The sequence below is a fragment of the Neptunomonas qingdaonensis genome (assembly GCF_900113275.1).
In the GTDB taxonomy this organism is placed as follows: domain Bacteria; phylum Pseudomonadota; class Gammaproteobacteria; order Pseudomonadales; family Balneatricaceae; genus Neptunomonas; species Neptunomonas qingdaonensis.
Window position 1 is genome coordinate 196,654 of record NZ_FOOU01000005.1, and the last position, 25,238, is coordinate 221,891.

Sequence of the window (25,238 nt, forward strand, 5' to 3'; positions counted from 1 at the left end):
ATCATTATTCTTAAAAACTGCCCTAACATCTTGTTAAAAGCGGCTATGTAAATAAACCCGAATCGGCCAGTGTTGTGATCTGTTCTGGCGTAAGCCCCAACGCTTGCAGCACCCCTTGATTATCCTGTCCACACACAGGTGCAGCAGATACTGATGCTGAGTTCATCCCCTCAAGATAAGGTGTAGGTTTTATCTGTTTTGTGCCGGAAGGGTTCTCGGTGACCACTTGACGCGCCACGTTATGCGGATGCAGTAGTGCCTCATCCATCGCCAACACGGGCTCTACACACGCATCAATCGTTGCGAACCGATCAGACCAGAACGCCTGATCCTGCTGAATAAAAATATCAGCAAGACAATGTTTAAGCCGGTCATCAGCTTCATCCATCCACTCAGGGTGACCCAGAACCTCAAGTAGCTGACGCCTGAACTGAGGCTCTAAGCTACCCACGGCCATATAACGCTTATCTGACGTGACGTAATAATCATAGATGCCGGCACCATTCAGGAAATGTGACTGCGCATGGATGGTCGTTTCGCCATTCATAACCCCCGGCATCAACAAGGGCTGTAATGCCAGACACTGATCACTCATGGCGATATCAATGTGCTGCCCGGTACCCGCTGTTGAGCGTTGAATAACCGCCGCAAGAATGGCGATGACAGCTGGCTGAGAGCCCGCTGCAACATCAGCAATTTGCACACCGGCCAACAATGGTCCCGCATCGGTTCGACCGGACGATGCAGAGATTCCACTTAAGGCCAGATAATTAATGTCATGACCCGCTCGATCTCTATACGGACCCGTCTGCCCATAACCGGTAATGGAGCAGTAAATAAGCTTAGGATTGATCTTAACCAGCTGATCATACCCCAGCCCCAGACGAGCCATCACACCCGGTCGAAACTGTTCAACAACAATATCGTACTCAGCTAAAAGTGATTGAATGATCTCGACGCTTTCACTTTTTTTAAGATTGATCGCTAATGATCGCTTACCACGATTAAGGTATTCAAAGGCAGCCGACTGTCCTCCCATCTGCGGCGTCATTTCCCTAACAAGGTCAGGCCGTGATGGGGACTCAACGCGCAAAACATCAGCCCCCATGTCGGACAACAACATGGTTGCATACGGCCCAGGCAGTAAAGTTGAGAAATCGAGAATTTTTAACCCTGCTAATGGTTTCATCTGTGCTTTACCGATACTCACGCAAGATTTCACGAGCAATAACGATGCGCTGCACTTCGCTGGTGCCTTCATAAATAGACGTGATTCTGGCATCACGTGTCATACGTTCTAATGGGTACTCCTGCATATAGCCGTAGCCGCCTAATAGCTGCAAAGCGCTATAACAGGCCTGGTTAGCTTTTTCACTGGCGAAGAGTTTTGCCATTGAGGCTTCTTTGGCAAAAGGTAAACCACGCTCTTTTTTATCGGCAGCACTCATTAACAATAATCTCGCTGCTTCAAGTTCAGTGGCTCGATCAGCAATCATCCATTGCAAACCCTGAAATTCAGAAATAGGTTTGTCAAATTGTTTACGTTCTGTCGCATATCGGGTTGCATAATCCATCGCCGCTAAACCAATACCTAAAGCCAGAGAACCAATACCGATACGTCCACCGGCAAGTTCGGCCACCGCAATACGGAAACCGTCATTGAGCTTTCCAAGCAATGCTGAATCAGGCACCAGACAGTTTTCAAAATGCACTTCGTTTGTAGCCGAACCATGCTGGCCCATTTTTTTCTCACCCGGCCCTACGGTGATCCCGGGTGTCGCAGCTTCAACAAGAAAGCATGAAATACCTTTGCCTTTAGGCGCGTCTGCATCGGTGACTGCCCAAACCACAAACACGCCGGCGAAAGACGCACTGGTGATCCACTGTTTAGTACCGCTGATCGACCAACCGCCGTCAGTTTTAGTAGCGCGGGTACGCATAGCGGATGGGTCGGAACCTGCCCCTGCTTCGGTTAAACAAAAACTGCCGCTGAGATATTCACCAGAGCAAATTTTCGGTAAGTATCTTTCTTTCTGCGCTTCGTTACCGACCACCTGAATGACTTCAGCAACCATGTTGGTTACCGACATGGTGACTGCCGTTGAAGCACATGCTTTGGCAATCTCAGTAATAGCCAGGCTGAACGCGACCACTCCGGCTTCAGTCCCACCGTAGTCAGCATCAATATTCAGCCCCATAAATCCAAGCTCAGCTAATTTCTTACAATGGGCTTTGGTGATTTCATAGTCTTTTGTCTGATCCAGTTTTTCGGCTACCGGTTGCAATTCGCTTTCTGCAAACTTTTTAGCCGCATCCTGAATCATTTGCTGTTCTTCGGTGAGAGATAAGTGCATGGGTGTCTTCCATTAAGTATTTACCCCTAATTTTATATCTTCAATTTACGTATACGTAAAGAACTATTCATACTTTCCTTTACCTTTACGTAAACAAAAACCATAGATATCAATAAAATCAACATGTTATAAAAAGTACATAGATATATACTTAGGAATAACACTAAACCAATATTTATTTGATAGAGCACAAGTTTATAGACTTATAACATTGTACTTTGGGCCATAAACGTTAGAATGCGCACCAGACAAACTCGAGACCCTTATAAGAATGAAAAAAATACTCGTGAGTGCCTGCTTTCTAGGTCATAAAGTCAGATATGATGGCCAACACAGCTTGCTCGAACACCCACAGATGAAGGAATGGCAAGAAGAAGGACGCCTGGTCCACTTCTGCCCAGAAATAGCCGGCGGTTTAACCACCCCACGCCTACCCGCAGAAATCACATCTCGCCACCCTGTGATGGTAGTGAATATTCAAGGAGAGGATGTTACACCCCAGTTTTTACATGGCGCGGAACTCGCCGTAGATAAAGTAAAAGAAAGCGGTGCTTGCTGCGCACTGCTGAAAAGCAGAAGCCCGTCCTGTGGCAACCGTGAAACTTACAACGGTGAGTTTACTGACACATTAATACCGGAAAGCGGTGTAACGGCATCGGAACTACAGCGACACGGCATACCCGTCTTTAATGAACGTGAGATTGATCAATTAATTGAGTTTATTCAGATGCAGGAAACACCCGAAGTTATTCATTCAGAAGAGTGTTAAAAAGCATCAGACGCACCAGTGGCCAATAAAGAATATTGGCCACTTATTAGCTAGTACCTTTTAACTCTTACCTTTTAACTCTTACCCCTTACCCCTTACCTACTCCCCCTTAACTACTAGCTTTACTACCTCATAGCTATTAGCAGCGAGAGAACAGCAACAGCCATGCTGACTCACCCGGCTGTCGCCGCTACAAACGCAATTTCAAGCAGATAGGCTGGATTGGCTAATTCTACTTTTACACAGGCTCTGCTAGGGGCACATCCAACCGGCAACCAAGCCTCCCATGCCAAATTAAGCGTATCTAAATGGGCAAAATCAGTCACATAAATAGTCACTGATAAGAGCTGCGATTTATCACTGGCGACACTCGCCAGAGACGCTTCAGCTTGAGAGAAAACTTGGCTAACCTGCCCTGCCAGATCTTGGCCAGCATCTTCCGGGACTTCTACAAAATGAGCAATGCCTTTAAAAACAGTAACATCTGACCAACGGGCACACGGGTTTATACGCTGAATATCCATAACACCATCCATAACCATATCTATAAAAAGTAAAATCTGGTTGATTAATTCAACATTCCAGCTTCTCTGTGTTTGTGTAGCTTTTTATAGCTCTCAATCAACTTAAGGTGCCTGTCCAGACCTTCAAGTTTCATGCTGGTCTTGGTCAATCCATAAAATTTAACCTCGCCGGCAACTGAGCCAACAACATTCTCCATCGTATCGGCACCATACATTCTGGCCAGGTTAGGTAAATAGTCCTCAAGTTCAAGCTCATCATCCAGCACAATATCGAGCACAACATTGATCGCTTGATAGAACAAACCGCGGGCCACTGTATTGTTATTGAAGCTAATGTAATCTTGTACCAGCTCACTTGCCTCTTCATATTGTTCAAGGGCCAAATAGATAAGGATTTTTAATTCACCGACATCAAGCTGTCCCCATGCGGTATTCTCATCAAACTCAATGCCGATGAGGGTTTTAATGTCGGTGTAATTATCCAGCTCACTCTCTTCTAAGCGCTCAACTAAACTGACCAGCTCTTCATCATCCAGTGAATGGATGTTTAAGATATCTTCCCTGAAATAAAGGGATTTATTGGTGTTATCCCAGATAAGGTCTTCAACAGGATAAATCTCTGAATATCCGGGCACTAAAATTCTGCAGGCCGTTGCACCTAAATCCTCATGAACGGCAATATAAACCTCTTTGCCAAGGTCAGCTAATATGTTCATCAGACAATTGGTTTCTTCCTCGTTAGTTCCTGAAAAATCCCATTCACAGAATTCATAATCATGCTTAGCGCTAAAGAACTTCCAAGAGATAATGCCGGTTGAATCAATAAAGTGTTCAACAAAATTATTCGGCTCTGTAACCGCCAGGCTGTTAAAGGTCGGAGGCGGCACATCATTTAACCCTTCAAAGCTCCGGCCTTGTAAGAGCTCAGTCAAGCTACGCTCTAACGCCACTTCAAAGCTTGGGTGCGCACCAAAAGAAGCAAAAACACCGCCTGTTTTAGGGTTCATCAAGGTGACACACATCACAGGGAACACCCCCCCCAAAGACGCATCCTTAACCACGACAGGGAAACCGTTCTCTTCCAGCCCTTTTATACCCTCAAGAATTTGCGGGTATTGTTGCAGAACATGTGGTGGTACATCAGGTAAAACAATTTCTTCTTCAATAATCTTTCTTTTGACTGCACGTTCAAATATTTCAGAAAGGCACTGTACCTGGGCTTCGTAGATATTATTCCCGGCACTCATACCATTACTAAGAAATAAATTTTCTATAAGATTGGAAGGAAAATACACGGTTTGCTGATCTGATTGACGAACAAAAGGTAAAGCACAAATGCCACGCTCGATAAGGCCAGAGTTTGTATCAATTAAGTTAGATGCTCTCAGTTCATCATCCGGATTGTAAATCGCTAAACAGGCTTCATCCATCAGACCCTCGGGCAATGCATCCTTCGGGCCTGCTTTAAACCACTTTTCATTGGGATAATGAACGAACTTACTATTACAAATATCTTCGCCGAAGAACTGATCGTTATAGAAGAAGTTACAGCTGGCGCGTTCGATGAACTCACCCAGCGCCGAACACAAAGCGCTTTCTTTGCTGGCTCCTTTCCCATTGGTAAAACACATCGGTGACGCCGCGTCACGGATATGCAGCGACCACACATTAGGGACAATATTTCTCCACGAAGCAATTTCTATCTTAATACCCAGATCAGCCAGAATCGCTGTCATATTGGCAATGGTTTTTTCCAGCGGAAGGTCTTTACCAATAATCCTTGTATTGGCATCGCTTTCGGTACTGTCCATATACAAAAGCGACGCTTCATCTTCGAGGCTCTCGACTTGTTCAATTTTGAAATCCGGGCCTTGTTGAACGACTTTTTTAACGGTACACCTGTCGATAGAGCGTAATATGCCTTCACGGTCCCGATCAGAAATACTCTCTGGAAGCTCTACCTGTATTTGAAAAATCTGTTTGTATCTGTTTTCCGGATCAACAATATTATTTTGCGAGAGCTTAATATCGTCTGTAGGGATATCCCGCGCCAAACAATAAACCCGCACAAAATACGCTGCACAAAGCGCCGACGAAGCTAAGAAGTAATCAAAAGGACTGGGGGCAGATCCGTCACCTTTATAACGAATAGGCTGGTCAGCGGTGACGGTGAAATCATCAAACTTGGCTTCGAGTCTGAGATTGTCTAAAAAATTTACTTTGATTTCCATTTGAATATTTTTTCCGGGATCGTTTGACGCAAAATGAGTGTTGAAGCCGGGCATTTTAACACTAACGGGTGGATTAAAACGAAGACAATCTGGAAGTCAGCAATCACGGGCTGCCGGGAGTTTAATCCCAGAGCCATATAGCAGATAACATCTACATACGAGTGTCGATTCAGTATACCGATTAAAGCGCAGCGTAAGATGATCAACCTGAGGGCTTGTTAAGCCCTTAGTTAGTAACCCATAATTTTTAAAGCAATATAAGGTGAAACCATAAAAACCAATGTCGCTATCTTATAATGGCTCAAAAAATCGAAATACTTAGCGCTCATTTCTTTTTCGTCGATATTAAACATCTTGCTATGAATCGAAGATACAGCTCCCCTCATAAACATAAGAATGATGGTGGCTAGTAAAAGATAGCCAACATTGAGTACTGATACCCACCCTAACAACTCAGTTAATTGTGAAATAGTAATCAAAACTGTTACCTCTTGTTTTCAAATGATTGCAGGCAAGTGCCAGCTACATTATGGCACACTACAGAAGTCGCCATTAGCCAGCTGGCATGAACGCTCATTCGGCAGCAGAGTGTTAAGGGGACCATCCAAGGGCAGCCCCCGCCAACCAATGTAGACGCCGACCACGTTTCTGGGGGGACTGGCACAGTCTGAATTTATCCGCTGTAATAGATCGGTACGCTCCAGCAGTCTGGAAAAGCAAACAACATTGTTGTCGCAAGAACTCGCGTTATGCTTCCACCCATGTGCGTAAACGTAAATCAGTGTAGAGCCGTCGTTCTTTTCCTCTAGCGTCTTGAGGAGCTCAAAAAGCGCTTCCATCTGGCGGCGGTCGGCGAACCAGCCCTGATCATCAAACTCGACGAAAGAAAGGTGGTAGTTCCCTTTTTTCCTGCTCATTTTCTTCGGATTAGCCCAGGTCTGGTAGTAACGATTCTGGATGGCATGCGAGCCGGCAGATGTCGGACTGTCACAGAGTTCCAGGGCCGTGCCGGGCATATTTTCATCCACCAGACTTGGCAGGCTATCGTCCACCTTGCACTTGAACGGCGCGTACTCGGCGGATTTTGGGTCTGGCATTTCGGTTCGATAAGGTGTGAACTGGGCGCAGGCTGACAGCAACATACTGGCTAGCAAGATGAACAGATAATGCGGATTTTTCATAAATTGCCCCAAGTATCTCTGATGGCAGATAAACCCGTCAGCGGTCAATCGCAAAGTCTGAGCGTCTGTTACTTGCTGGCGGCGTGATGCCTTTTTGTTGGCGTCACCCTAAAGGTTGTAGCACACTGCGCAAACGTTGGGTTAGGTGTTTTGGGTAGGCATTAGTCACAGACACCGAGTCACATTGTTGAAAATGACAGAATTGTCTGATGGCATCGACAAAGGCAGTAAGGACTGAATCTTCGTTAAAATCGTGATGTTCCAGATAGAGTGATTTGATCTCTAAATGGCTGTTTTTTCGATGCGCTTTACAATCCATCCGGCCAATAAATTCAGCGCGGTAAAGTAACGGTAAGCAAAAGTAGCCATACTGGCGTTTGGCTGCGGGGACATAACATTCAATCTGATAATCATATTGAAACAGCGTTTTGAGGCGTTCGCGCTGAATAACACAGTTGTCGAATGGCGAAAGAATCAACAGACGGTTGTTTAACCGAGGCAATGGGCGTTCAAGCACACCCGTTTCCAATATAAAAACTTCGCCACTGTTCACTTCCACTTGCTCTAAAGTACGTTGTGCCAACCTTTCGTTGACCAAGGCTTTTACTGCTTTGCGCAGTTCAGCGTTGCGGCGCAGGTAGGTCAGCCCTTTGAGTGAAACAACCCCATGGCAACGCAACTGTTGATCAACGATGTGGGCTGCAAACTCTTGCATGCCGGGCATGTGTAAATTGACGTGAGATGGCAGTACCCGTTCGGTTAGATCATATGTTTTTTGGAAACCCGCGCGGTCGCTGACCATCAGGTCGCCTTGCATATACAGCTGCTCGAGTGCCTTCTTGGCAGGTTTCCAGTCCCACCAGCCAGCACGCTTTGTTGTGTTAGTTTCTAACTCACGGGAACGAAGCGGCCCATCTGAACGTATACGCGCCAACAACTCATTCATGAGCTTCTCATCACGGGTTTTATACCAATGGATTTGGCCGCTTTTAATAGCATGTTTGTAGGGTAAGGAGAAACGAAAGTCGGCGATGGGTAAAAAAGCGGCCGCGTGTGACCAGTACTCAAAAATGTCTCTTTCGAGCAGCAGTTGATGGGTCATGGCGGGCTCGAACCCAGGTACTCTGGAGTACAGAACATGATGGTGTGCTCGTTCCACCACCGATATAGTATCAATCTGTACATAACCCAGGTGGTTAATCGCGTTACGCGCGCCCGCCAAACCACGCCCAAAGGGCTGAGCCTGCAGCAAGCCTTGTGCAGCCAATGCAAGGCGGCGCAAATTATTATTAATTAACTTTTTGCTCCGAACTCATTAATGTTTAATGAAAAGCCATTATTGTCGGTAGCGATTAGCCCTACACCTTGCGAATATTTATAACTCACATTGTCCAGATTAACTTCCTGATCAATAACATTCGTGATGTAACCGCTCTCCGATATGTCAATTATAGTGATACGTTTTTCTGGTTTGCGTACAAACTCTGTCGTCTTTTGATCATATACAAATACAAACCCTTCGAGACGACAGACAGAACCTTCTGCCACCTGCACCTCACCCAAAAAATGACGCCTGGTCGAATTTTCGTAAAGTGCTCTATACATGATATGTATCTTTTCACCCTTTTCGATAATCATATTATTCTCTATATGGAGTTAGTGACATAGCGCCCGAATCAGCAGAAGCATATGCGGTCGGCTGGATTTGATTTTGTAAAAAATATCATTGTAAGCAAAAACATCTTGCCGGGCATCGTTACGGATTGGTGATGCTTAATCAATTGTAGACAACACAATCAACTTACGAAGAAAGTCCATGTACTTTTCGCCGAAGATATCATCATGGTCTTTCATCAGGACTCATTTAGCCTCACATTGAGATAAGCATTAAGTCTCACTTTTCAGTGAACAACTTCTGGTGCGTTAAAAGTATTAGCCAAAAGTGTTGTTATCAAGGCGCTTACCAGCCAACAATGATTCTCAAGTATTGGCAGATCTGTAAAACGTATTACAATTATTGCTTCGTTGGAGAGGGGAACGCTAGCCTAGCAGAGCTGCTATTTAACCAACTCCCTAACCAATTCCCATAACAAAAAAAACAGCCTTTCGGCTGCTCTCATCTTTCTACTTAATTGAGCGAAAAGAAGACTAGTATCTCAATGATTAAACCAACCACGCCAGGAAATGAGTGGCTACTGGCTTGCTAACTTTCGCAGCACATCTTTGTAGGTGCCCTGCGGGTGCGCACCGGTCATCGCGCTGCTGCGGTTGAAGATCACTGTTGGCACCCCGGTAATCCCCTGTTGCTGCCACTGAACCTCTTGGTTCAATACGCGGCGACGACGCCCGGCATCATCCAAGGCTAACGCCGCAGCTGCGGGATCCAGGCCGACACTCTGAGCCTCTGCCAGCAAGACGGCGCGATCTGATACATCCTTATGCTCCGAAAAGAAGGCGGCAAACAAACGCTGTTTTAGCTGATGCTGCAAGCCCTCTTCATGGGCAAAATCCAGCAACAGATGCGCATCACGGGTGTTAACGATCTTCATCTCTTCAAAATAATCAAAGGTAAACCCATACTCAGCACCCAGGGCACTGATGTTAGCGCGGGCTTTGTCACTGTCGTCGCGCTTGGCACCGTATTTGCGCAACACATGGGCGCGCAGGTTCTCGCCTTGCCCGGACATATCGGGGTTCAGTTCAAACGGCTGCCACTCAATTTCTACCCTATCTTGCAGCCCCAGTTCATTGATGGCGGCCTCCAGGCGTTTATAGCCAACGATGCACCATGGACAGACAACATCGGATACAATATCTACCTTAATCTTGTCGCTCTTCTTATCGTTCACGGTGTTGCTCCTCGTAACAGCTTACTGAACTTTGCTCGGTTCGCATCAGCGCTTACCCTGGTCACACTATAAACAATAATGAACGATCGCTCAACTTTATCTGAACGAATCTGCAAGCGGCTCTGTGTGTCAGTGGCAGTAGGCGCCAGGCGAGGAAGTACAAACAAGCCAGAGAAGGATTCGGCAGCACATCTGCTAGTAGTAAAAACAAGATAGGTGAGAAATATCGTTAGCTTTCATTGGGAGCCAACGTATTAGATTAATTAGAATTGTATTAGTGCAGCTCTTTAAATATATCGTCAATGAACTTTTCTACTGCATTAATATCATTGGTTACTTGGGCATAAGTTCTTAAGCCTATGAGCTGAACCTGGAAGTAACGCGCTAATTCAGCCGGACTCTTCTGTGTGCTGACTTCACCATTATTGATGGCTTGTTGGAAAATGTTAGCAAAAGACGCCTCTATAGTTTGTAAAATGCCCTTTGCCTGAGCAAGTAAATCCGGGCTATCGTTTTGCGTTAGTTCAGCGACACTTTTAACAATCATACACATGCCACTTGGCGCAGTGCCTTTATTACAAATAGTCACATTACGCAGGAATCGTTTCAATCCTCCAAGTGCGGTTGTTTCTTGCGCCATACTGTCGGCAAGATTCTCAGCACTTGTCTCGGCATAACGATTTAACGCTTCTTTAAACAAATTATCTTTACTACCAAAAGCCGCATAAATACTGCCGGGACGCATATCAACCACATCTTGTAGATTTCTCATTGAGGTTGCGTGATATCCCTTTTCCCAATAAAGATTCTTTGCTTTTTCGATCACTTCATCGCGATTAAACTTTGCTTGTTTACTCATGATTATTGCCTTAAAAACTGTTGCCTTAACCTTTTTCTTAAAAGAACAAAAACCTGGTAACAATGACGTTACTAGGTTTTTAATTGCCGCTTATCCTGAACCGAAAAAGTTATTCTGGCTTTAGCGCCAGTACTTTATCGATATCTTCAGCGCAATGGCGATTTTCGAGTTGTTCCCACTCATCCCCCCAATCCCGGTTGATAATACGACCTCGCTGGACTGCTGGACGCGCTAACATGGCTTTCGCCCAACGTTGAATATGTGTGTAATCTTCCACCTGAAGAAATTCTTTCGCATCGTAAAGATTACCCAGAATTAAGTTGCCGTACCAAGGCCAGGTTGCGATGTCCGCAATACTGAGTTCATCCCCTGCGATAAATTCATTTTTCGCCAGTTGCTTATCTAATACATCTAACTGGCGCTTAGTTTCCATCGTAAAACGATTAATTGAATATTCAAATTTCTCTGGCGCGTAAGAATAGAAATGACCGAAACCACCGCCTAAATAGGGAGCAGAACCGTGTAACCAGAATAGCCAGTTGAAGACTTGAGTACGTTTAATGCCTTTTTCAGGAAGAAATGCAGCAAATTTTTCAGCAAGATAAACTAAAATTGAAGCCGATTCAAAAATAGGTTCAGCATTCTGGCTGGAGTAATCAACTAAAGCTGGAATTTTAGAGTTAGGGTTAATATCCACAAAGCCTGATGAAAATTGCTCACCCTCACCTATTTTGATCATGTGGGCATCGTATTCCGCATTCTTACCGAGTGCTAATAACTCTTCCAACATGATGGTGATTTTTTGGCCATTAGGCGTGCCCATTGAGTACAATTGCAAAGCATGCTCACCAACAGGTAATGCTTTTTCATAGGTCGCGCCTGAAACCGGACGGTTAACATTTGCCCATTTACCGCCACTTTCGGCATCATGAGTCCAGACCTTTGGTGGTGTGTATCGGATTTCCACTCTCATCACTCCTAAGCTTATGCTGTAAGCCTATTAGGCTTTTTTATCAAAGTTTTGCGGGTAGAGTGCGCGTGCTGCCTCTTCGTCAAAGTCTGTCTTAAATTCAATGTCTTTATCGATGTTTCGTGCTCTTTCTACGGCAGGACGAGCATTGACGCTGGCAAACCAACGTTTTAAGTTCGGATAGTTTTCTAAACCTTCCCCGCCTAACACTGGCATTGCTTTATCAATCCAACCCCATGCTGAAATATCTGCAATTGAATATTCATCACCCACTATATAGTCACGTCCTTCCATGTGTGTTTCCAGCACTTCATAATGACGTTCAGCTTCACGCAGGTAGCGATTGATCGCATAAGGCACTTGCTCTGGTGCTTTATGTCTGAAGTGAACAGATTGACCTGAAAACGGACCTAAACCTGTTGCTAAAAACATCAACCACGACATCATTTCACTACGATCTTCTGCTTTACCCGCTAATAGTCCTGTTTTTTCAGATAGGTACATTAAAATAGCAGTCGAATCAAAGACACGTTTGCCGTCGTCTTCAATTGCCGGTGTTTTACCATTTGGGTTAATTGCACGGTATTCCGGTGTATGTTGTTCACCTTTCATCGTATCTACCGGGATCAATTCGTAAGGCAAACCTGCCTCTTCAAGGTAAAGAGCAACTTTCATGGGGTTTGGCGTTTGATGAAAATATAACTTAAGCATATTGCTATCCTATTAGAGTCAGTGATGTTTTATTCGATAAGAACGGTAGTTCCTTAAAGTTGAAACTACTGTAAACAAAACTGAACGATCGTTCAATATGTTTTTGACCGATCGTTCATATATTTATTAAGACTCTGAATTAAATTCGTTTCTCTTACGTTACTTGTAAGGAAATTTGCTATGGGCAGATCGCAAACTGGTTTCAGCCCGTCTAAGTGCCTTTCGAGAAATGATGTTTGAAAAGGTGAATCAATCGTTGGCGTTTTTATCAACGATTACTGATCATTGAGCCTATTAACCCTTTTCTTGTAGACATACAACGCAGCACTAATTGCGGCAAAAAATACCAAATGCAGCACAAACTTAACATCCAGACTGAAGTTGAAGCCGGGCAACTGGTTAACCTTAATATGCTGAAAAGAAACCAACTGTACGATCATTGCATTGGCGGGCGGCGCTATGATCGTTGTCAGCCATGAGAAGACTAAAGTAAACAGTGCAACCAATGCCAATCGCGCAGTGCTCAGAATAACGACACCACTCAAAAAGCCATAAAACACAGATACGGCCAAATGAGCAGTCCAGGCAATGCTCACGGCCGCTACGCTACTCCAGTTACCAAGTTGCTGATACGCCGCCGCATGCCGACTTGTTAATGTAGCCATTCCAAACAAAGGCTGAATGACTATAAATACAACACCCATCACTGCACCGAGAAGACAAGCCATGCATAAAAGTTGCGCTAAAGAACGCTGCAGTGGCTTGTTTAATGAAGTGCTGCCCTCTACTCTGAGGCGTTGTGTTTTATCTCGTAAAGTCCCTTCAGAAATTGCGTTGCGAATGACGGGCATAGTTTTTTTCTCTTCCTATTTATCGATGGTTTAATTTCTCTTCAACTAAAATGACAGGCAACTTACGCATCAGTGATGCGGCAGCGGGGATTTCAGTTAATGGGGAAGACTATAACCATACCTGAACGATCGCTCAAGCAATTCTTGAACAAATGTTCAGAATTATGTTATGTAATCATTATGGTGAATACCACTAAACACGGTCGTTGCTGCGTTATTTTGCACGCGACTATCAGCGTTATTACGGCATTAATTCTGCTTCTATTTGTGAAGCTTTAAGCGATATCAATGCCAGCCGCATCAGCCGATCGGGCAGAGTCTGATTTACCCACCTCTGGTTTTTCGGCCTATGTCCAGCGATGTGGTGCAATGGGAGTAAAGGTGATAGAACTAAAAGAGTTGAGTAAAGTTATTGGTGAAGCCATTAAGCCCCCAGATCCGGCTTTAGTTGAAATGATAACCAACCCCGAACTGGTTTAACGCTATGAAATTAATTGAAGAATACCTATCTGTCCGGCGACAATCCGAGGATATCTGTTGTCGACTTGCCACTGAAGATTTCGTTGTGCAACCAGTACCTGAGGTTAGTCCGCCCAAATGGCATCTGGCGCATATCAGCTGGTTTTTTGAGGAACTTATCCTGTGCAAAAATCTTCCTGGCTACCAACGCTTTAATCAGCAATACGCAGTTTTATTTAACTCTTACTACAAGGCTGCAGGCGAGCACTGGATTCAAGGAGAGCGAGGGCAACTTTCCAGACCCAGCGTCGAAGAAGTCTACGCCTATCGAAAATATGTCGATGAGAATATGCTTACTTTTCTGGAAAATCATAAAATTACTGTAGAAACCAGAGAGTTATTAATTTTAGGATTGCACCACGAACAGCAACACCAAGAGTTGTTGTTAATGGATATCAAATACATCCTTGGCATGAATCCAATTGAGGTTAAATATTCTGCTACAGCCTTACCTGAAGCCGATAAGCCGCTAGCAGCGTGGAGCCGTTTTCACGAGGGAACTTATCAAATAGGTCATCAAGGCACTGAGTTTTCATTTGATAACGAACGACCTAAACACACTGCCTATTTGCATAAGTATGCTATTTCAGAGAGATTGGTGAGCAATGGTGAATACCTGGAGTTCATTAACAGTAAAGACTATAACAACCACAAACTATGGCTTAGCCTTGGCTGGGACTGGAAAAATAAACACCAGATCAAGCGCCCCCTGTACTGGCGTGACGATAAAAAAGAAGGCTTATTAGAATTTACTCTGCACGGCGTACAGCGATTAGATTTGAACAAGCCGGTAGCACATATTAGTTATTTTGAGGCCGATGCTTTTGCAGCATGGAAAGGTTGTCGATTGCCGACTGAGTTTGAAGCAGAGCAATTTCTGAACAATACTGAAAACATAAATACTGGCAAGCACAGCAGCGCACAATTATTTCATGCGAACGACACCAACCAGATCACCGCTCAACTTTGGTTTTGGACAAGCAGCCACTACTCACCTTACCCAGGTTTTCGACCTTTTTCAGGCATGGTCGAAGAATATAACGGTAAATTTATGTGTCATCAATTCGTTCTCAAAGGCGGGTGTATTGCGACACCACTGAATCATTACCGACATAGTTACCGAAATTTTTATTTCCCGGAACAACGTTGGATGTTTTCTGGCATAAGACTCACCAAGGATATTTAATAATATCCCTATGTTCGCTCCAGACTCAGCATAAGGTTGTTAAATTCTTGTTTCAATGAAAGAAACATCTCGTCATTAATTATCAGCCAATATACTAAATGCTTCAGCTATTGGCTGGTAACTACTGGGCTTATCAATCTGCTGAGCGATTAAATCGACAGGTATTCTCGGTTTTAACAGATCGTCAAACATGGCAGGATTGGTCATGCACTCGTCTAGCCAGGCATTTATTATTTCAGGCTCTGGTGGTAGTAAAAGTGGCGAGGCTTTAGTGTGAATCTTGCTCAGCTTTGGATGCGGTGGCAATGTAATGACCGAGCAAGACAAAGCTATCTTGCCTGTTTGCCGGTTCTTCCACTCCCGACATAAACCGCCCAGCAGCAAACCACCGTCTTTAGCTATCAGGTCATGATAGTGCATGGGTTTACCATTGACGTATTCGGTTTCACCAAACCCTTTTGCGGGTATTACGCAGCGGCTGTGCCGATAAGCTTGATAACCGGCAGAGCCTTTAACGTTGAGTTTGTCGTAACGGGTGTTAAACGAGGTATATCTTGATGGTTTAAAGCCTGTAGCAGATGGCTCTAGCAGTAACCACCAGATTGCGTTGTCCATTCGACGCACGCCCTGCTTTTGGCGGACGATACTGACGTTTTGTGTGGCACGGATAAAGTGACTGTAGATGGGTGTATCTGCGAACAGCTGGATCTGCAGGTCTTCATGCAGCGCGACAACAACTTGTTCGTCACCGATATTTAATCTACCGCACATACTTTACCCCTCCTTTTCGTGATCATCTTAATGCTTTAATTAGTAGGCTAAAAGTCATTGCATGCCGATCGTTAACCTCATCAATATAGCCAATAATCTTAACTACAATCAGATATTGTTTTTATCAGAAGTGCAAACTACGAGATCAGGTATGAGCTGGCAGGGGCTTCAGACCATCGGGCCACCACTCATAATGGAAGGTGAGAGGTAGCAGCTTCAGGCTGTTTTTTTGGATAAAAAATGTTCTCAAAAAAATTTAAGAGAAGCTCATTTTAATTGCGTGTAACATTATTAATGTACATAAATATTAGCTTAGGAGAATTTTTTCTTGCGAGATATAAGATGTGCCAAAATATGATGGGCAAGGTGAAATTAATAAAATAGCCTGCTTCTATTATTACTGCATTTAGTAGTCGACAGCGAAAAACCTGTTAGGTATTCAAAGCTTAAAAAGCTCAACAGCGTCATGTTAAGGTTTGGCGCCTTAAGTCAGGTAGAGAGCCGTAAAGGTACTAGGGAATTTCATATAATCAGTGCAACATTCATCATGGAAGCTTTATTCTAATGGAAAATCAGAATCTACCCTACATTGAAGTGCTAACACATGGAGCTACAACACCACTTGCGGCTGAGCCCATATACCCGTGGTATTCTTCAAGGCGTTTTCGTATTTTTGTTACGACTTTTATTTTAGCTGCCATTATTGGTTTAATTTATGTTTTCTCACAGCCGGCTATTTATCAAACTAATGTTACCTTATTAACGGTCGCACCTTCCCCAATAGACCAGCAAATTGAAGAGATTAATGTTCAGCATGTTGCCATTCAAGGTAATGTTTTAACCGGGCAGTCTCTTCTTACGTCAACCAGAGAGGCACTTTCCTCTCTTGAGAGTGACGACATTCCTGACACGATAAGCTTACGTAATATGCTTTCTGTGAGTTTAGTAGCAGAAACAAACTTGATTAAATTGGTTGCCGAGGGTGAAAACCCAGGTTTTTTGGCTCTGTTTCTCAACACCCTGATTGACCAATACGAAACCCAACGTCTGCAACAGATTCAAAAAGACACTGCTGAAACGACTAATGCTTTACAGCAACAATTTGAATTATTGGGTGAAAAGGTTGATCAAAAACGTAATCAGATTGATTCCTTTCGTAATCAACATAGTATTTTATCGGCAGGCAGGGATGAGAACCAAGTTTCTGCACGACTCAATGGCCTGACAAGTGCTTTAAATACCGCCGAAGAAGCCGAGATCAATGCAAGAGCAAGATTAGCGGCGGTAAAACAAGCCATTAGTAGCGGGCTGCCGGTTGTACCAGATGCCGATAAAAGAAGTTTGGCTAACTTGGAAAAAAGAGCCCAGGAACTAAGTGAGCAGTTAACTGAGCTTGATCGACGTTATACCCGTCAATATATGGCATTACAACCCAATTTAAGAGTGGTACCTGAACAGTTAAATAAATTGAAACAAGAAATTCTTCAACAAAAAATTGGTGGCCAAAATATAGTATTAAGTGAAGCTGAGCAAGATTACGCTGCAGCACATCAAGCAGCTATTGAACTAAGGCAGGAGATTGAGCAGTATAAACAAATTGCTACTGAATTTACCCGGCGCTTTTTTGAGCATGAAGCGCTTGTTGAAGATTTAACACAGCTAGAAGAGAGTTATCGTGCAATACAAAGCCGCCTTACTCAAATAGCCGTCATTCAACGTGAAAAATACCCACAGTTTCAAGTGATAGAACCCGCGTTCAAACCCAATTCGCCAATACGCCCTGACTATTATCAAAATACAGGTATTGTACTTGCTGTATCATTATTACTTGGCTTGCTGGCTATTTGGTTATTTGAGTTTTTAAAAAGTGACAATGGTGCAGGAAATCCTGCGTTTGCAAGTTGGTCCCGTATTCGCAGTAATGAGCCGAGCTTAAACATTCGCCAGGATACTGTCGATAAACTTGAAAACAGAAACAGCAGGTCGATCACTCAGGCGATTACTCAAGAAGGTGTCAGAGAGCTAACGTTAAACGAGTTGCAAAGGCTGCTAGACGCCAGTAGCTCAAAGGGACAGCTTGTGATAACTGCCCTGCTCCAAGGATTGTCACTGAGTGAAATATGTAATTTATCAACTACTGAAATAAATACCGCTGACAGTCACTTTGATGTACCTGGCTCGCCAAGTAGGCAGTTGCCTATTTCAAAAAAGCTGGCAGAGCTCATGAACAATAATATCGATGTTGATATTACTCAAAGCGAAGCTATCTCACTGATTAACTGCGCAGCTTTTGACGCACAAATTATAGACAGTGATTGCATTTCGGCGGAGTCTGTTCGTTATACTTATATAAACTTCTTAATCCGCCAAGGTATAACATTGGTCGATTTAGAAAATGTCATAGGTGCATTGCCTGCTCAAGTCATTTCCGAATATATGCAACTTGCAGATAAAAGCGCACGGAAAAATATCACTGAGATCAACCTTGTCTATCCACTGTTGGCAAGTTAGATGTTGTATTCTTATCTGGATTTTGCAAAAAAAATGCACCTGACATTTATATGAAGCACATTCAACACAGAGGGCGTCATTATGCTTATTACCTTTTCATGCCCTGGCTGCGCGAACATAACCATGTTCGGCGATCAGGCGGTCACCCTTCTTAAATTAATGGGGCACAGTGGCCATGTGCCCGGCACCCTGTTAGCAGTAGATATCCCGGCTTCATTGAAACGACTTGAGGACGCACTCGCAGAGAACAAACATCTGGCTGAACTGCAAGATTCCGAGCAAACTGATGACGACGAACCGCCAGTAAGCCTCTCCAAACGTGCCTTGCCAATTATTGAATTACTAAAGTCAGCGAAAACGAACGCATCTAACGTGATGTGGGACATCAGCAGCAAATACAACACCGGCATATGACGACCAATCGGGCTGAAATGCCTGTCCAAGGGTTAAGCGGCATATCTATCTGATGTGAACTGCGGAGGGACCTGCATTTAATTTTATTCGGTTGGTCCGGGTTTACGTGTTTTGCGTGACTTCTTGACAGTTATTATTGGACCGCTGTTTTCCCGAGGTGCCATGCGCTTAGTGTCTACCGCTGTTTTTGAGCTGCCAAACTCTATACCTTGCCTGAGCAACTTCGCCTGTTCTATTGCACTAAACCCATCAGCCTGTTTAATCCGGATTGTGGTTGGCTCATTGAAAGAACCCTCTTCTACGATAACCGTAAACCCAGACTCATGGATTACATAATTAGACTCTTTTTTCCATTCCAACGTAAAAAACCTTCATTAATGTGATTCATACATATAAAGATGTTGCACCTTACTTACTCCAAATGGATAAACTTATCTGGTAATCAGACCAGTGACTTCCTTTTTTAAAATCGAAGCAACAGCTCTCTGATATCATAACATGTTAGAAAGCACTGTACGTTATTGGCTATAGATGTCGATGATGCCTGGGAAATGGCAGAAAAATTCTGAGGTATACAGGTGCGACCGATACCCTTGCAGGTTAGAGTAGTAGAAACTAGTCGCTTTAATAATTATACCAGTCTTGCTTGACTCGCAGTTTGCCTGCTAAGCAAGCTTAGGATTTTACGAGAGCATAATGATCGCCCTTAAGATACCAGCAGCAGATAAATGACGAAACAAGATACAACTCAACTCAAGGTATATTACGACGCTGCCTGTCCACTCTGTCGGCGTGAGCGCCAACGCTATGAGTCATGGCAAAAAACGGCTGAGGGTGTGATTTGGCTCGATGTAAATACTCACCATGAGCACTTGCTTGCACGTGGCGTAGTGCCTCGTGACGCAATATTGTCGCTGCACGTTGAAGATGCAAGCGGCCAATTTCATAACGGTATTGATGCCTATGTGCTGTTAATGCATAGAGTACCGCGCTTACGCCCGCTAGGGTGGTTAATTGGACTGCCAATCCTCAAACCCATCCTGACCTACCTATACAATTTTTCGGTTCGCCGCAGACTAGCTCTAGACGGACGACTTTAGGTTATGCATGAAAATGGCGTAAGCTCACTTCTTTTATTACTACCATCACTGGCTAACTGCAGAGGTCGGCGCAATGAGACATTACCGGAAACCTATTACCTCTTTGCTGCCAGTGCTTCTTACCGCGCTCATCCTTGTGGGCTGTGGCAATGTTGAGAAGCCTAAGCAAGTGTCTTTAGCGATGCTAACAGAGAGTGCTGCCAGCTTCGATAACACTGATGTGATTACCCGGGGCATAGTTCGTCGCTTCGAGGCACCGCTACACTACTGGATAGAGGACGAAGATTTGAATCGTGTCGAGGTATTTCCACACGAGAGAGTGGCTCTTTTTTTGGGCGAAACTGTATTAGTGGAGGGCCACTTCCGATTCTCGTACACTGAAGGACGGCGGCTTACGCTGACTAAGATCAAGCGGGAATGAAGATAAAACAGGCAAGGCTGTTTGCTACGTCAAAGCACAGAACTATGGTGAGTTTGTGTACTTTGAAACAGCTTGAACAGAACTAAGCCTGTCGCGGCCTATTCAAAGCGCCATTCATCTGAAAGGCCGGGAATCTTAGCAAGAGTTGTATGCCCGCTAGTGGTGGAGTGCTCCGCTTGTTTCACTAAACGTTGCATAAATATCTGCCAGACATTAGCGACCGGAATACTGTTATCCAGTCGATCGAGTAATTCGATTGAATCTCCACGGCGCAGCTGTCCGGTTTCTAATACCCGGTAGTACCACCCTGAGATCGCTTCTGACATGATCACGGAGGCGATATGTGCATTGCCATATTTATGATTCACTTTCCAACAGGGACGACGTGGCTGAGACACCTGAACGATGGCACTGCCAAGCCGAAAGGTATCACCGATATGTACGTCGGTATCCAGTAGACCCTGTGTCGATATATTTTCACCAATAGAGCCGGGCTGAAAACTCACACTCAGATGAGGCAAGGCCTGCTGCAGCACCGCGTAATTTTCTGCCGGGTAATGATAAATCGCTTTTTCCGGGCCACCGTGTACCCGTTTATCCACCTGAATATCGCCATTCAGTCCTAACTCACCGACCTGATGGGTTTTGTCCGAGGGCATTTTAAAAATCCCCGTGGCCGTATTCCCCGGGCCTATGGTCGATAGCTCGCCGATATAAAGGCCCTCAACCGAGGCGCTGTGCTGCTTTTTCTCGCTATCCATAATGTATCCCCCCCTGTTACGTCAGGTAATCAGTTTAAAGTCGTGTGGTTGAAATAACCAGCTTAACCGGCCTGAATAAACAAGGGACTTGCCGCCTAATTAGGATGCCATTTCCTGAAAATAGGGTAACACTTATGTAAGTGCAAAGGATCTGGAGTGGATCAAGTCCTCGGATTCGCTTCGAGCGCATCGATGCGATCCTGAAGCGACTTGATCGTACGATGCTGATCCAGCATGTAAAGCGTCAACTCCTCGATCTTCTCGAGTAGCTGCATCTGAAAGCGGCCGAGGTCGACGCCTTCGCGCTGGACCTGCGCGGCACCCGGCAAGCGCGGCAGCTTCTTCTCACGAGTCACGAAGTCACGAAGTTCCTCTGGCGACATCAACGCATAGTCCGCTTCCAGCACATAGTCGGGAACGTCGAGCAGGGTTCCGGCTGCGACAAAGCTGGCGGCCGCGACTTCGCCCTTTGCGGTGATCTCACCGGTCTCGCCGTCCAGATGAATGGTGGCCTGGCCGACGCTTCCTCCGCCGACCAGGATGCGAGCGGGCTTGGCGTCGAGCCGAATCCGGTTTTCCTGGGTCGCCGAGCGCAGGAGCATCCTGCCGTCAGCACCGCCGCCGCCCGCGCGCACCTCGGCCGACGACCCGCGCAGCTGAATTCGCGAGTACTTGTCGGCACCGCCGCGCACGTAGACCTCGCCGTCACGCGAGTTGCCGACCTCGGCTCCGCCGCCCCCGCCTACGGTGAGCCTGGCGTTGAAACCGTCGAGGCGGATCGAAGCCTTACTCAAGGCTGATGAGATACCCGAGACATGGCTGGGAAACAGTGCCAGATCGCCGTTAACGCCATTCGCGCCAAGCCGGACGTCGCCGCTGTCACCATTGATGTGCACGGTGGCGCCAGCCAGCGTCTTGTTGTCGCCGTCGCTGCGGAACATGACCAGGTCGCCGTCGGCGCCGTTGCCACCCATCCAGGCATTGGCGCCGTCGGCGTCGAGGCGAATGCGATCGCTGCCGCGTTTGGAGCGCAGCACCAAATCGCCATCGACGCCATTGCCGCCGGCAAAGATATTGCCGCCATCATCGATTTGCACGCTACGCATCAGGCTGGTGTCGACCTGGCTCAGCATTACTACGTCGGACAACTTGGCGTGGCCAAATCCGGAGGCACGCGAGAACACGATCTCGTTCTGGCCACTGACGTTAAAGATTCCACCCGAGACCACCTGTTGCACCGTCGAGAAGCCATGGATATCGGCTGACGATTTGTACGAATAGACCAGCGTGCCGTTGATGTGCACGCGCAGCTTCAGCGTATCGTCGTCACCCTTGATGCCGCCGATGTTGAATGACAGAATGCAGCGCGATCCGCCATGAAAACCATCGGGAAGGTTTATCTGAAATGTATGTGTCACCAATGCCGCTCCGAAACCAAAGCTGCCTGATTTGATGATCGTGTAATCGGCGATTCTGGACATCTTGACCTCCCGTTGCTAATAGCAAATGTAAACAGTTGTTTTCACTATCAGCGACTTTATCGTCAGTAGTGGAATAACAAACACTTTTTAGTTCCAGCTACCTAACAACTTCTGCTTATCTCATATGAATGCTTTACAGCAGATATCAAGCCTTAAAATCTTAGCTAAAATTAACATTCACGCTTCTTATGTAGAAAAAATAATACAAGTTATATGCCATTTACCAATTAATTGATTTTTAATAACTATATTTTTGAAGCCGAAGAAATCGGGTTAAAAACTACCCACTAACTGAATGATACTGAGTAGTATCTTTTTATAATGAAGCAGAGTTTCTAATCTATACGCAGGATTCAGGGGGTGGGTTGTTTTATCTCATTCAGGGAGAACTTTTGACCCATTACAAAGCAGACGTTGGGGACGGAGTAACTATAAACAAAATTTCAGCTAAGCGGAGCGCGTCCTTGCTTGTCGCCTAATTAGGCGCCTTTATTTTCAACATGCGCTTTAAAATTATTCAGGATGCCCAGCCAACCTTGACGTTGCTGCTGCGCAGAATTCTCATCTTCAGCATCAAATGTTTCGATCACTTTTGTGCGGTTTTCAGATTCTATAAATTCCACTATAACCTTGCGGTCATCTTCTAACTTGTAATGAATAGTCTTATACGGGTCTATTGCGGTGAACTCTCCTTCAAAATCGAATCCCACCGAACCATCTTTTGCTTCCATTCGATAGTTAAATCTACCACCTACGACAAGATTAAGTTTTGCTGAAGGACAGCACCATTCATCTGTTGAAAAGTTCCAATCTATAATATCTTCTGGTGTTACCCACGCATTCCAAACATCATGTATTGTCGCATCTATTTCTGTTTGAATTGAGATTTTCATGTCTGCTCCTATCTCTGATTCTGAGACAATTAAGGCCTTGCTTCAGGGGATTTTTTTTTGCGACGAGAGCGAAGCAATTAGTAAAGCGCACCGTTAGCGGTATCTCACCGAAGAACTGCCCTTAGTGCTGATAGCTCTCTCGGCTGGCTCGCAATATACCTTCGCTGATGAGGCTCCGGTGATGGTGCCAGTGGCGGATTGAGAAGCACAAATTGAGAGTGAAACAGCTCCGGATATTTCGATAGATGCGTTCTTCACTTTCAGATTTCGAAGGTTAACAGCGCCTGCTCCTGACGCCTCTAGTTGTAAAGAAGCCGCACTGCCAGCCCCTGAAATAGTTCCTGCTCCGCTACGCTGAATGTGAATGCTCTGCTCGGTAGCAACATCAAGTTTGGTATTACCTGCGCCGCTTACCTTGAGAGATAACCCCGATGGGAAGTAACCAGTGACTTCAGCATTTCCGGCTCCGGATAAACGTACTTTTTCCAGTGATGTGGCCAAAACAACAATGTCATAGGACGATTCGCCGTTGCCCGGTCCGCTAATTTGTAAGCCAGCGTCGCGAACAGTCGGTTCATTTTTAGCTAAATAGTTAGAATCACCCGTGATTGTTACGGAATTTTCAGAACCCAACTTAGCAATCAGGTTGTAAGTTCCGGATACGGATAGTGTGGAATAGTTTTGCAGTTTGAATTTCTTCGTTACTGGAACGCCACGTGGCATGGCGGCTGATTGACCGGAACAATTAACGCTAGCGTAACTGCCTGCAGAAGAAGCTACGGCTGATCCATTTCCAGAGCAGCTAACACTTACACTGTTGTCAGCCAATGACACGCCTGGGGCCAGAAGTAGCATTGTTGTGAAAAGTACTGTTGGTGAAAATTTCATGGGGAACCTTTGCCTTTGCAAGTGCACTGTAACGCTTTGCGTAAGCGAGGGGCGTTTAATACCCGTCCGGGTTTACGCGATTGTTACTTGGTGAGCCTTCTCCCCCATCCACCGCAGCCGCGGTAATCCGAAAGACAATCAAACCAAAAAGAGAAGACCCATTAATTTCTACAATAGCACTCATCGCCATTATTATGGAATCGATTTAGATGCCCGTGAGTGCAGAAACTACTGTCTGCAGAGGGCAAAGAGCGCAGTTTTGGAATTGATCGATAGCTTGTCGTAGGCACGTTTGCGAAACGTCGCAATTGTATTAGCACTGACATCCATTTCGTTAGCGATGGCATCGGTTGTCAGCCCCTTCAATATCCACCTGCAAACTTCCTGCTCGCGTTCGGAGAGCGTTTGTAGGGGATCTTCGAGTGCGTGATCAACTGACGATTGATAGTGCAGTAGGGCTAATTGTGCGGCAACCTTGCCTAATGTCTCGAATCTTTTCCTGATGGCGGTGCCGTAAGGTCCGCTTTCTTCATATCGGTAAAAATTGAAGCTCAGATGAAGTCCATTTTGGCTGGCCAGGACGTCTATCTTATCGACCAACCCTGGTGCCTCGAAATACTCCTTCCAATATTCGTCGCTCATGTCGCCCCTTAGCGCATCCAGCGGCACAATCTCGATCCCGCTGGGCTCAGGTATGGTTTGCATGTAAGCTTGAATTGGGTCGCTGATGTAACCGTGAAGGATATATTTTGCCGCCAAACAACGTGCGTGGCCCTTCGGACGATCGTTGTATGAAAGGAAGCAGCGCGGTCTCCTGGGGCCATAGGAAAAGACCATGCATTGATCAGCACCTAACGGCCCTGTTGCAAGGTCGATAAACGCCTTATTGAACTCAGTGCTGCCGATTTTCTCCAGACAGCCCGATACGGCAGACAGAGCATCTATTTCATTAAGCGTTTCTGTTTCTTTAACACTATTCATCTATATACGACTT

General features: G+C 45.3%; 27 protein-coding genes. 7 read left to right on the forward strand and 20 right to left on the reverse strand.

Translation table 11 applies throughout. The annotated features are described in order from the left end of the window. Positions 1-43 precede the first annotated feature (43 nt). Together BM099_RS09470 and BM099_RS09475 are read right to left on the reverse strand one after the other, a co-directional pair. Entirely contained in the window at positions 44-1,210 is a 1,167-nt protein-coding gene (locus tag BM099_RS09470; RefSeq protein WP_244889930.1) for a CaiB/BaiF CoA transferase family protein, read from the reverse strand. Further along, a complete protein-coding gene (locus BM099_RS09475; RefSeq protein WP_090727205.1) occupies positions 1,197-2,354 on the reverse strand; it encodes an acyl-CoA dehydrogenase family protein in 1,158 nt (385 codons plus the stop codon). The genes BM099_RS09470 and BM099_RS09475 overlap by 14 nt, the downstream gene beginning before the upstream one ends. A 271-nt stretch (positions 2,355-2,625) precedes the next feature. Between BM099_RS09475 and BM099_RS09480 the strand changes: the two genes are divergently transcribed. Further along, entirely contained in the window at positions 2,626-3,123 is a 498-nt protein-coding gene (locus tag BM099_RS09480; RefSeq protein WP_090727208.1) for a 2-thiouracil desulfurase family protein, read from the forward strand. Between the two features lie 173 nt (positions 3,124-3,296). On the opposite strand, the gene BM099_RS09485 is transcribed toward BM099_RS09480, so the two are convergent. The 11 genes from BM099_RS09485 to BM099_RS09535 form a co-directional block, all read right to left on the reverse strand. After that, a complete protein-coding gene (locus tag BM099_RS09485) occupies positions 3,297-3,647 on the reverse strand; it encodes a RidA family protein (protein ID WP_090727511.1) in 351 nt (116 codons plus the stop codon). 44 nt (positions 3,648-3,691) lie between these two features. Then, positions 3,692-5,878 carry an OsmC domain/YcaO domain-containing protein gene (locus BM099_RS09490; protein ID WP_090727514.1) on the reverse strand — a complete coding sequence of 729 codons (2,187 nt, stop codon included), beginning with the start codon at positions 5,876-5,878 and terminating at the stop codon, positions 3,692-3,694. Between the two features lie 230 nt (positions 5,879-6,108). Next, complete coding sequence (locus BM099_RS09495; protein WP_090727210.1) at positions 6,109-6,357, reverse strand: DUF6868 family protein; 249 nt, start codon at positions 6,355-6,357, stop codon at positions 6,109-6,111. Between the two features lie 48 nt (positions 6,358-6,405). Beyond that, positions 6,406-7,059: a hypothetical protein gene (locus BM099_RS09500; RefSeq protein WP_090727213.1), complete on the reverse strand. Its 654-nt coding sequence runs from the start codon at positions 7,057-7,059 to the stop codon at positions 6,406-6,408. A 103-nt stretch (positions 7,060-7,162) separates the two neighbouring features. Then, positions 7,163-8,341, reverse strand: coding sequence for a winged helix-turn-helix domain-containing protein (locus BM099_RS09505; protein ID WP_232348944.1), 1,179 nt, complete (start codon positions 8,339-8,341; stop codon positions 7,163-7,165). Positions 8,342-8,352: 11 nt separating this feature from the next. Continuing rightward, complete coding sequence (locus BM099_RS09510) at positions 8,353-8,697, reverse strand: hypothetical protein (protein ID WP_090727220.1); 345 nt, start codon at positions 8,695-8,697, stop codon at positions 8,353-8,355. Positions 8,698-9,251: 554 nt separating this feature from the next. Then, positions 9,252-9,908 (reverse strand): DsbA family oxidoreductase, encoded by a 657-nt coding sequence (locus tag BM099_RS09515; protein WP_090727223.1) that lies wholly within the window; start codon positions 9,906-9,908, stop codon positions 9,252-9,254. A 274-nt stretch (positions 9,909-10,182) separates the two neighbouring features. Further along, the gene (locus BM099_RS09520; protein ID WP_090727225.1) at positions 10,183-10,767 is read right to left on the reverse strand and encodes a TetR/AcrR family transcriptional regulator; all 585 of its coding nucleotides are present in this window, start codon (positions 10,765-10,767) and stop codon (positions 10,183-10,185) included. Positions 10,768-10,876: 109 nt separating this feature from the next. Continuing rightward, the gene (gene yghU, locus BM099_RS09525) at positions 10,877-11,740 is read right to left on the reverse strand and encodes a glutathione-dependent disulfide-bond oxidoreductase (RefSeq protein WP_198064111.1); all 864 of its coding nucleotides are present in this window, start codon (positions 11,738-11,740) and stop codon (positions 10,877-10,879) included. A 27-nt stretch (positions 11,741-11,767) separates the two neighbouring features. Continuing rightward, positions 11,768-12,448, reverse strand: coding sequence for a glutathione S-transferase family protein (locus tag BM099_RS09530; RefSeq protein WP_090727230.1), 681 nt, complete (start codon positions 12,446-12,448; stop codon positions 11,768-11,770). Positions 12,449-12,723: 275 nt separating this feature from the next. Then, the gene (locus tag BM099_RS09535; RefSeq protein ID WP_090727233.1) at positions 12,724-13,299 is read right to left on the reverse strand and encodes a hypothetical protein; all 576 of its coding nucleotides are present in this window, start codon (positions 13,297-13,299) and stop codon (positions 12,724-12,726) included. Positions 13,300-13,587: 288 nt separating this feature from the next. Here BM099_RS09535 and BM099_RS09540 point away from each other — a divergent pair, with 288 nt between their 5' ends. Beyond that, complete coding sequence (locus BM099_RS09540; protein WP_090727236.1) at positions 13,588-13,779, forward strand: thiamine pyrophosphate-dependent enzyme; 192 nt, start codon at positions 13,588-13,590, stop codon at positions 13,777-13,779. Positions 13,780-13,783: 4 nt separating this feature from the next. Continuing rightward, positions 13,784-15,004: an ergothioneine biosynthesis protein EgtB gene (egtB, locus tag BM099_RS09545; RefSeq protein WP_090727239.1), complete on the forward strand. Its 1,221-nt coding sequence runs from the start codon at positions 13,784-13,786 to the stop codon at positions 15,002-15,004. A 75-nt stretch (positions 15,005-15,079) separates the two neighbouring features. Here the strand turns inward: egtB and BM099_RS09550 are convergent, their stop codons facing one another. Then, positions 15,080-15,775, reverse strand: coding sequence for an SOS response-associated peptidase family protein (locus BM099_RS09550; RefSeq protein ID WP_090727242.1), 696 nt, complete (start codon positions 15,773-15,775; stop codon positions 15,080-15,082). A gap of 564 nt (positions 15,776-16,339) precedes the next feature. On the opposite strand from BM099_RS09550, the gene BM099_RS09555 reads away from it, so the two are divergent. After that, positions 16,340-18,286 carry a hypothetical protein gene (locus tag BM099_RS09555; RefSeq protein WP_090727244.1) on the forward strand — a complete coding sequence of 649 codons (1,947 nt, stop codon included), beginning with the start codon at positions 16,340-16,342 and terminating at the stop codon, positions 18,284-18,286. A gap of 81 nt (positions 18,287-18,367) precedes the next feature. Then, positions 18,368-18,700: a DUF1840 domain-containing protein gene (locus tag BM099_RS09560; RefSeq protein ID WP_090727247.1), complete on the forward strand. Its 333-nt coding sequence runs from the start codon at positions 18,368-18,370 to the stop codon at positions 18,698-18,700. Positions 18,701-18,783: 83 nt separating this feature from the next. Here the strand turns inward: BM099_RS09560 and BM099_RS09565 are convergent, their stop codons facing one another. Beyond that, entirely contained in the window at positions 18,784-19,059 is a 276-nt protein-coding gene (locus BM099_RS09565) for a hypothetical protein (RefSeq protein ID WP_090727250.1), read from the reverse strand. 369 nt (positions 19,060-19,428) lie between these two features. On the opposite strand from BM099_RS09565, the gene BM099_RS09570 reads away from it, so the two are divergent. Together BM099_RS09570 and BM099_RS09575 are read left to right on the forward strand one after the other, a co-directional pair. Next, complete coding sequence (locus tag BM099_RS09570) at positions 19,429-19,800, forward strand: thiol-disulfide oxidoreductase DCC family protein (RefSeq protein ID WP_090727252.1); 372 nt, start codon at positions 19,429-19,431, stop codon at positions 19,798-19,800. A gap of 73 nt (positions 19,801-19,873) precedes the next feature. Continuing rightward, entirely contained in the window at positions 19,874-20,221 is a 348-nt protein-coding gene (locus tag BM099_RS09575; protein WP_090727255.1) for a hypothetical protein, read from the forward strand. A 98-nt stretch (positions 20,222-20,319) separates the two neighbouring features. Here the strand turns inward: BM099_RS09575 and BM099_RS09580 are convergent, their stop codons facing one another. The 5 genes from BM099_RS09580 to BM099_RS09600 all read right to left on the reverse strand — a co-directional run bounded on the left by BM099_RS09580 (position 20,320) and on the right by BM099_RS09600 (position 25,225). Then, a complete protein-coding gene (locus BM099_RS09580) occupies positions 20,320-20,982 on the reverse strand; it encodes an MOSC domain-containing protein (protein WP_090727258.1) in 663 nt (220 codons plus the stop codon). A 161-nt stretch (positions 20,983-21,143) separates the two neighbouring features. Then, complete coding sequence (locus BM099_RS09585) at positions 21,144-22,463, reverse strand: hypothetical protein (RefSeq protein WP_090727261.1); 1,320 nt, start codon at positions 22,461-22,463, stop codon at positions 21,144-21,146. Positions 22,464-22,942: 479 nt separating this feature from the next. Further along, entirely contained in the window at positions 22,943-23,356 is a 414-nt protein-coding gene (locus tag BM099_RS09590; RefSeq protein ID WP_090727263.1) for an SRPBCC family protein, read from the reverse strand. 93 nt (positions 23,357-23,449) lie between these two features. Next, the gene (locus BM099_RS09595; protein ID WP_090727266.1) at positions 23,450-24,244 is read right to left on the reverse strand and encodes a GIN domain-containing protein; all 795 of its coding nucleotides are present in this window, start codon (positions 24,242-24,244) and stop codon (positions 23,450-23,452) included. A 228-nt stretch (positions 24,245-24,472) separates the two neighbouring features. Continuing rightward, positions 24,473-25,225, reverse strand: coding sequence for a helix-turn-helix transcriptional regulator (locus BM099_RS09600; protein ID WP_090727270.1), 753 nt, complete (start codon positions 25,223-25,225; stop codon positions 24,473-24,475). Between the last annotated feature and the right edge of the window lie 13 nt (positions 25,226-25,238).

Excerpts from the sequence above, each read along its gene's own strand:
- BM099_RS09475 (WP_090727205.1), bottom strand. The coding sequence starts at position 2,354 with ATGCACTTATCTCTCACCGAAGAACAGCAAATGATTCAGGATGCGGCT.
- BM099_RS09480 (WP_090727208.1), top strand. The coding sequence starts at position 2,626 with ATGAAAAAAATACTCGTGAGTGCCTGCTTTCTAGGTCATAAAGTCAGA.
- BM099_RS09485 (WP_090727511.1), bottom strand. The coding sequence starts at position 3,647 with ATGGATATTCAGCGTATAAACCCGTGTGCCCGTTGGTCAGATGTTACT.
- BM099_RS09490 (WP_090727514.1), bottom strand. The coding sequence starts at position 5,878 with ATGGAAATCAAAGTAAATTTTTTAGACAATCTCAGACTCGAAGCCAAG.
- BM099_RS09500 (WP_090727213.1), bottom strand. The coding sequence starts at position 7,059 with ATGAAAAATCCGCATTATCTGTTCATCTTGCTAGCCAGTATGTTGCTG.
- BM099_RS09510 (WP_090727220.1), bottom strand. The coding sequence starts at position 8,697 with ATGATTATCGAAAAGGGTGAAAAGATACATATCATGTATAGAGCACTT.
- BM099_RS09520 (WP_090727225.1), bottom strand. The coding sequence starts at position 10,767 with ATGAGTAAACAAGCAAAGTTTAATCGCGATGAAGTGATCGAAAAAGCA.
- yghU (WP_198064111.1), bottom strand. The coding sequence starts at position 11,740 with ATGAGAGTGGAAATCCGATACACACCACCAAAGGTCTGGACTCATGAT.
- BM099_RS09530 (WP_090727230.1), bottom strand. The coding sequence starts at position 12,448 with ATGCTTAAGTTATATTTTCATCAAACGCCAAACCCCATGAAAGTTGCT.
- BM099_RS09535 (WP_090727233.1), bottom strand. The coding sequence starts at position 13,299 with ATGCCCGTCATTCGCAACGCAATTTCTGAAGGGACTTTACGAGATAAA.
- BM099_RS09540 (WP_090727236.1), top strand. The coding sequence starts at position 13,588 with ATGCCAGCCGCATCAGCCGATCGGGCAGAGTCTGATTTACCCACCTCT.
- egtB (WP_090727239.1), top strand. The coding sequence starts at position 13,784 with ATGAAATTAATTGAAGAATACCTATCTGTCCGGCGACAATCCGAGGAT.
- BM099_RS09550 (WP_090727242.1), bottom strand. The coding sequence starts at position 15,775 with ATGTGCGGTAGATTAAATATCGGTGACGAACAAGTTGTTGTCGCGCTG.
- BM099_RS09555 (WP_090727244.1), top strand. The coding sequence starts at position 16,340 with ATGGAAAATCAGAATCTACCCTACATTGAAGTGCTAACACATGGAGCT.
- BM099_RS09560 (WP_090727247.1), top strand. The coding sequence starts at position 18,368 with ATGCTTATTACCTTTTCATGCCCTGGCTGCGCGAACATAACCATGTTC.
- BM099_RS09570 (WP_090727252.1), top strand. The coding sequence starts at position 19,429 with ATGACGAAACAAGATACAACTCAACTCAAGGTATATTACGACGCTGCC.
- BM099_RS09575 (WP_090727255.1), top strand. The coding sequence starts at position 19,874 with ATGAGACATTACCGGAAACCTATTACCTCTTTGCTGCCAGTGCTTCTT.
- BM099_RS09580 (WP_090727258.1), bottom strand. The coding sequence starts at position 20,982 with ATGGATAGCGAGAAAAAGCAGCACAGCGCCTCGGTTGAGGGCCTTTAT.
- BM099_RS09585 (WP_090727261.1), bottom strand. The coding sequence starts at position 22,463 with ATGTCCAGAATCGCCGATTACACGATCATCAAATCAGGCAGCTTTGGT.
- BM099_RS09590 (WP_090727263.1), bottom strand. The coding sequence starts at position 23,356 with ATGAAAATCTCAATTCAAACAGAAATAGATGCGACAATACATGATGTT.
- BM099_RS09595 (WP_090727266.1), bottom strand. The coding sequence starts at position 24,244 with ATGAAATTTTCACCAACAGTACTTTTCACAACAATGCTACTTCTGGCC.
- BM099_RS09600 (WP_090727270.1), bottom strand. The coding sequence starts at position 25,225 with ATGAATAGTGTTAAAGAAACAGAAACGCTTAATGAAATAGATGCTCTG.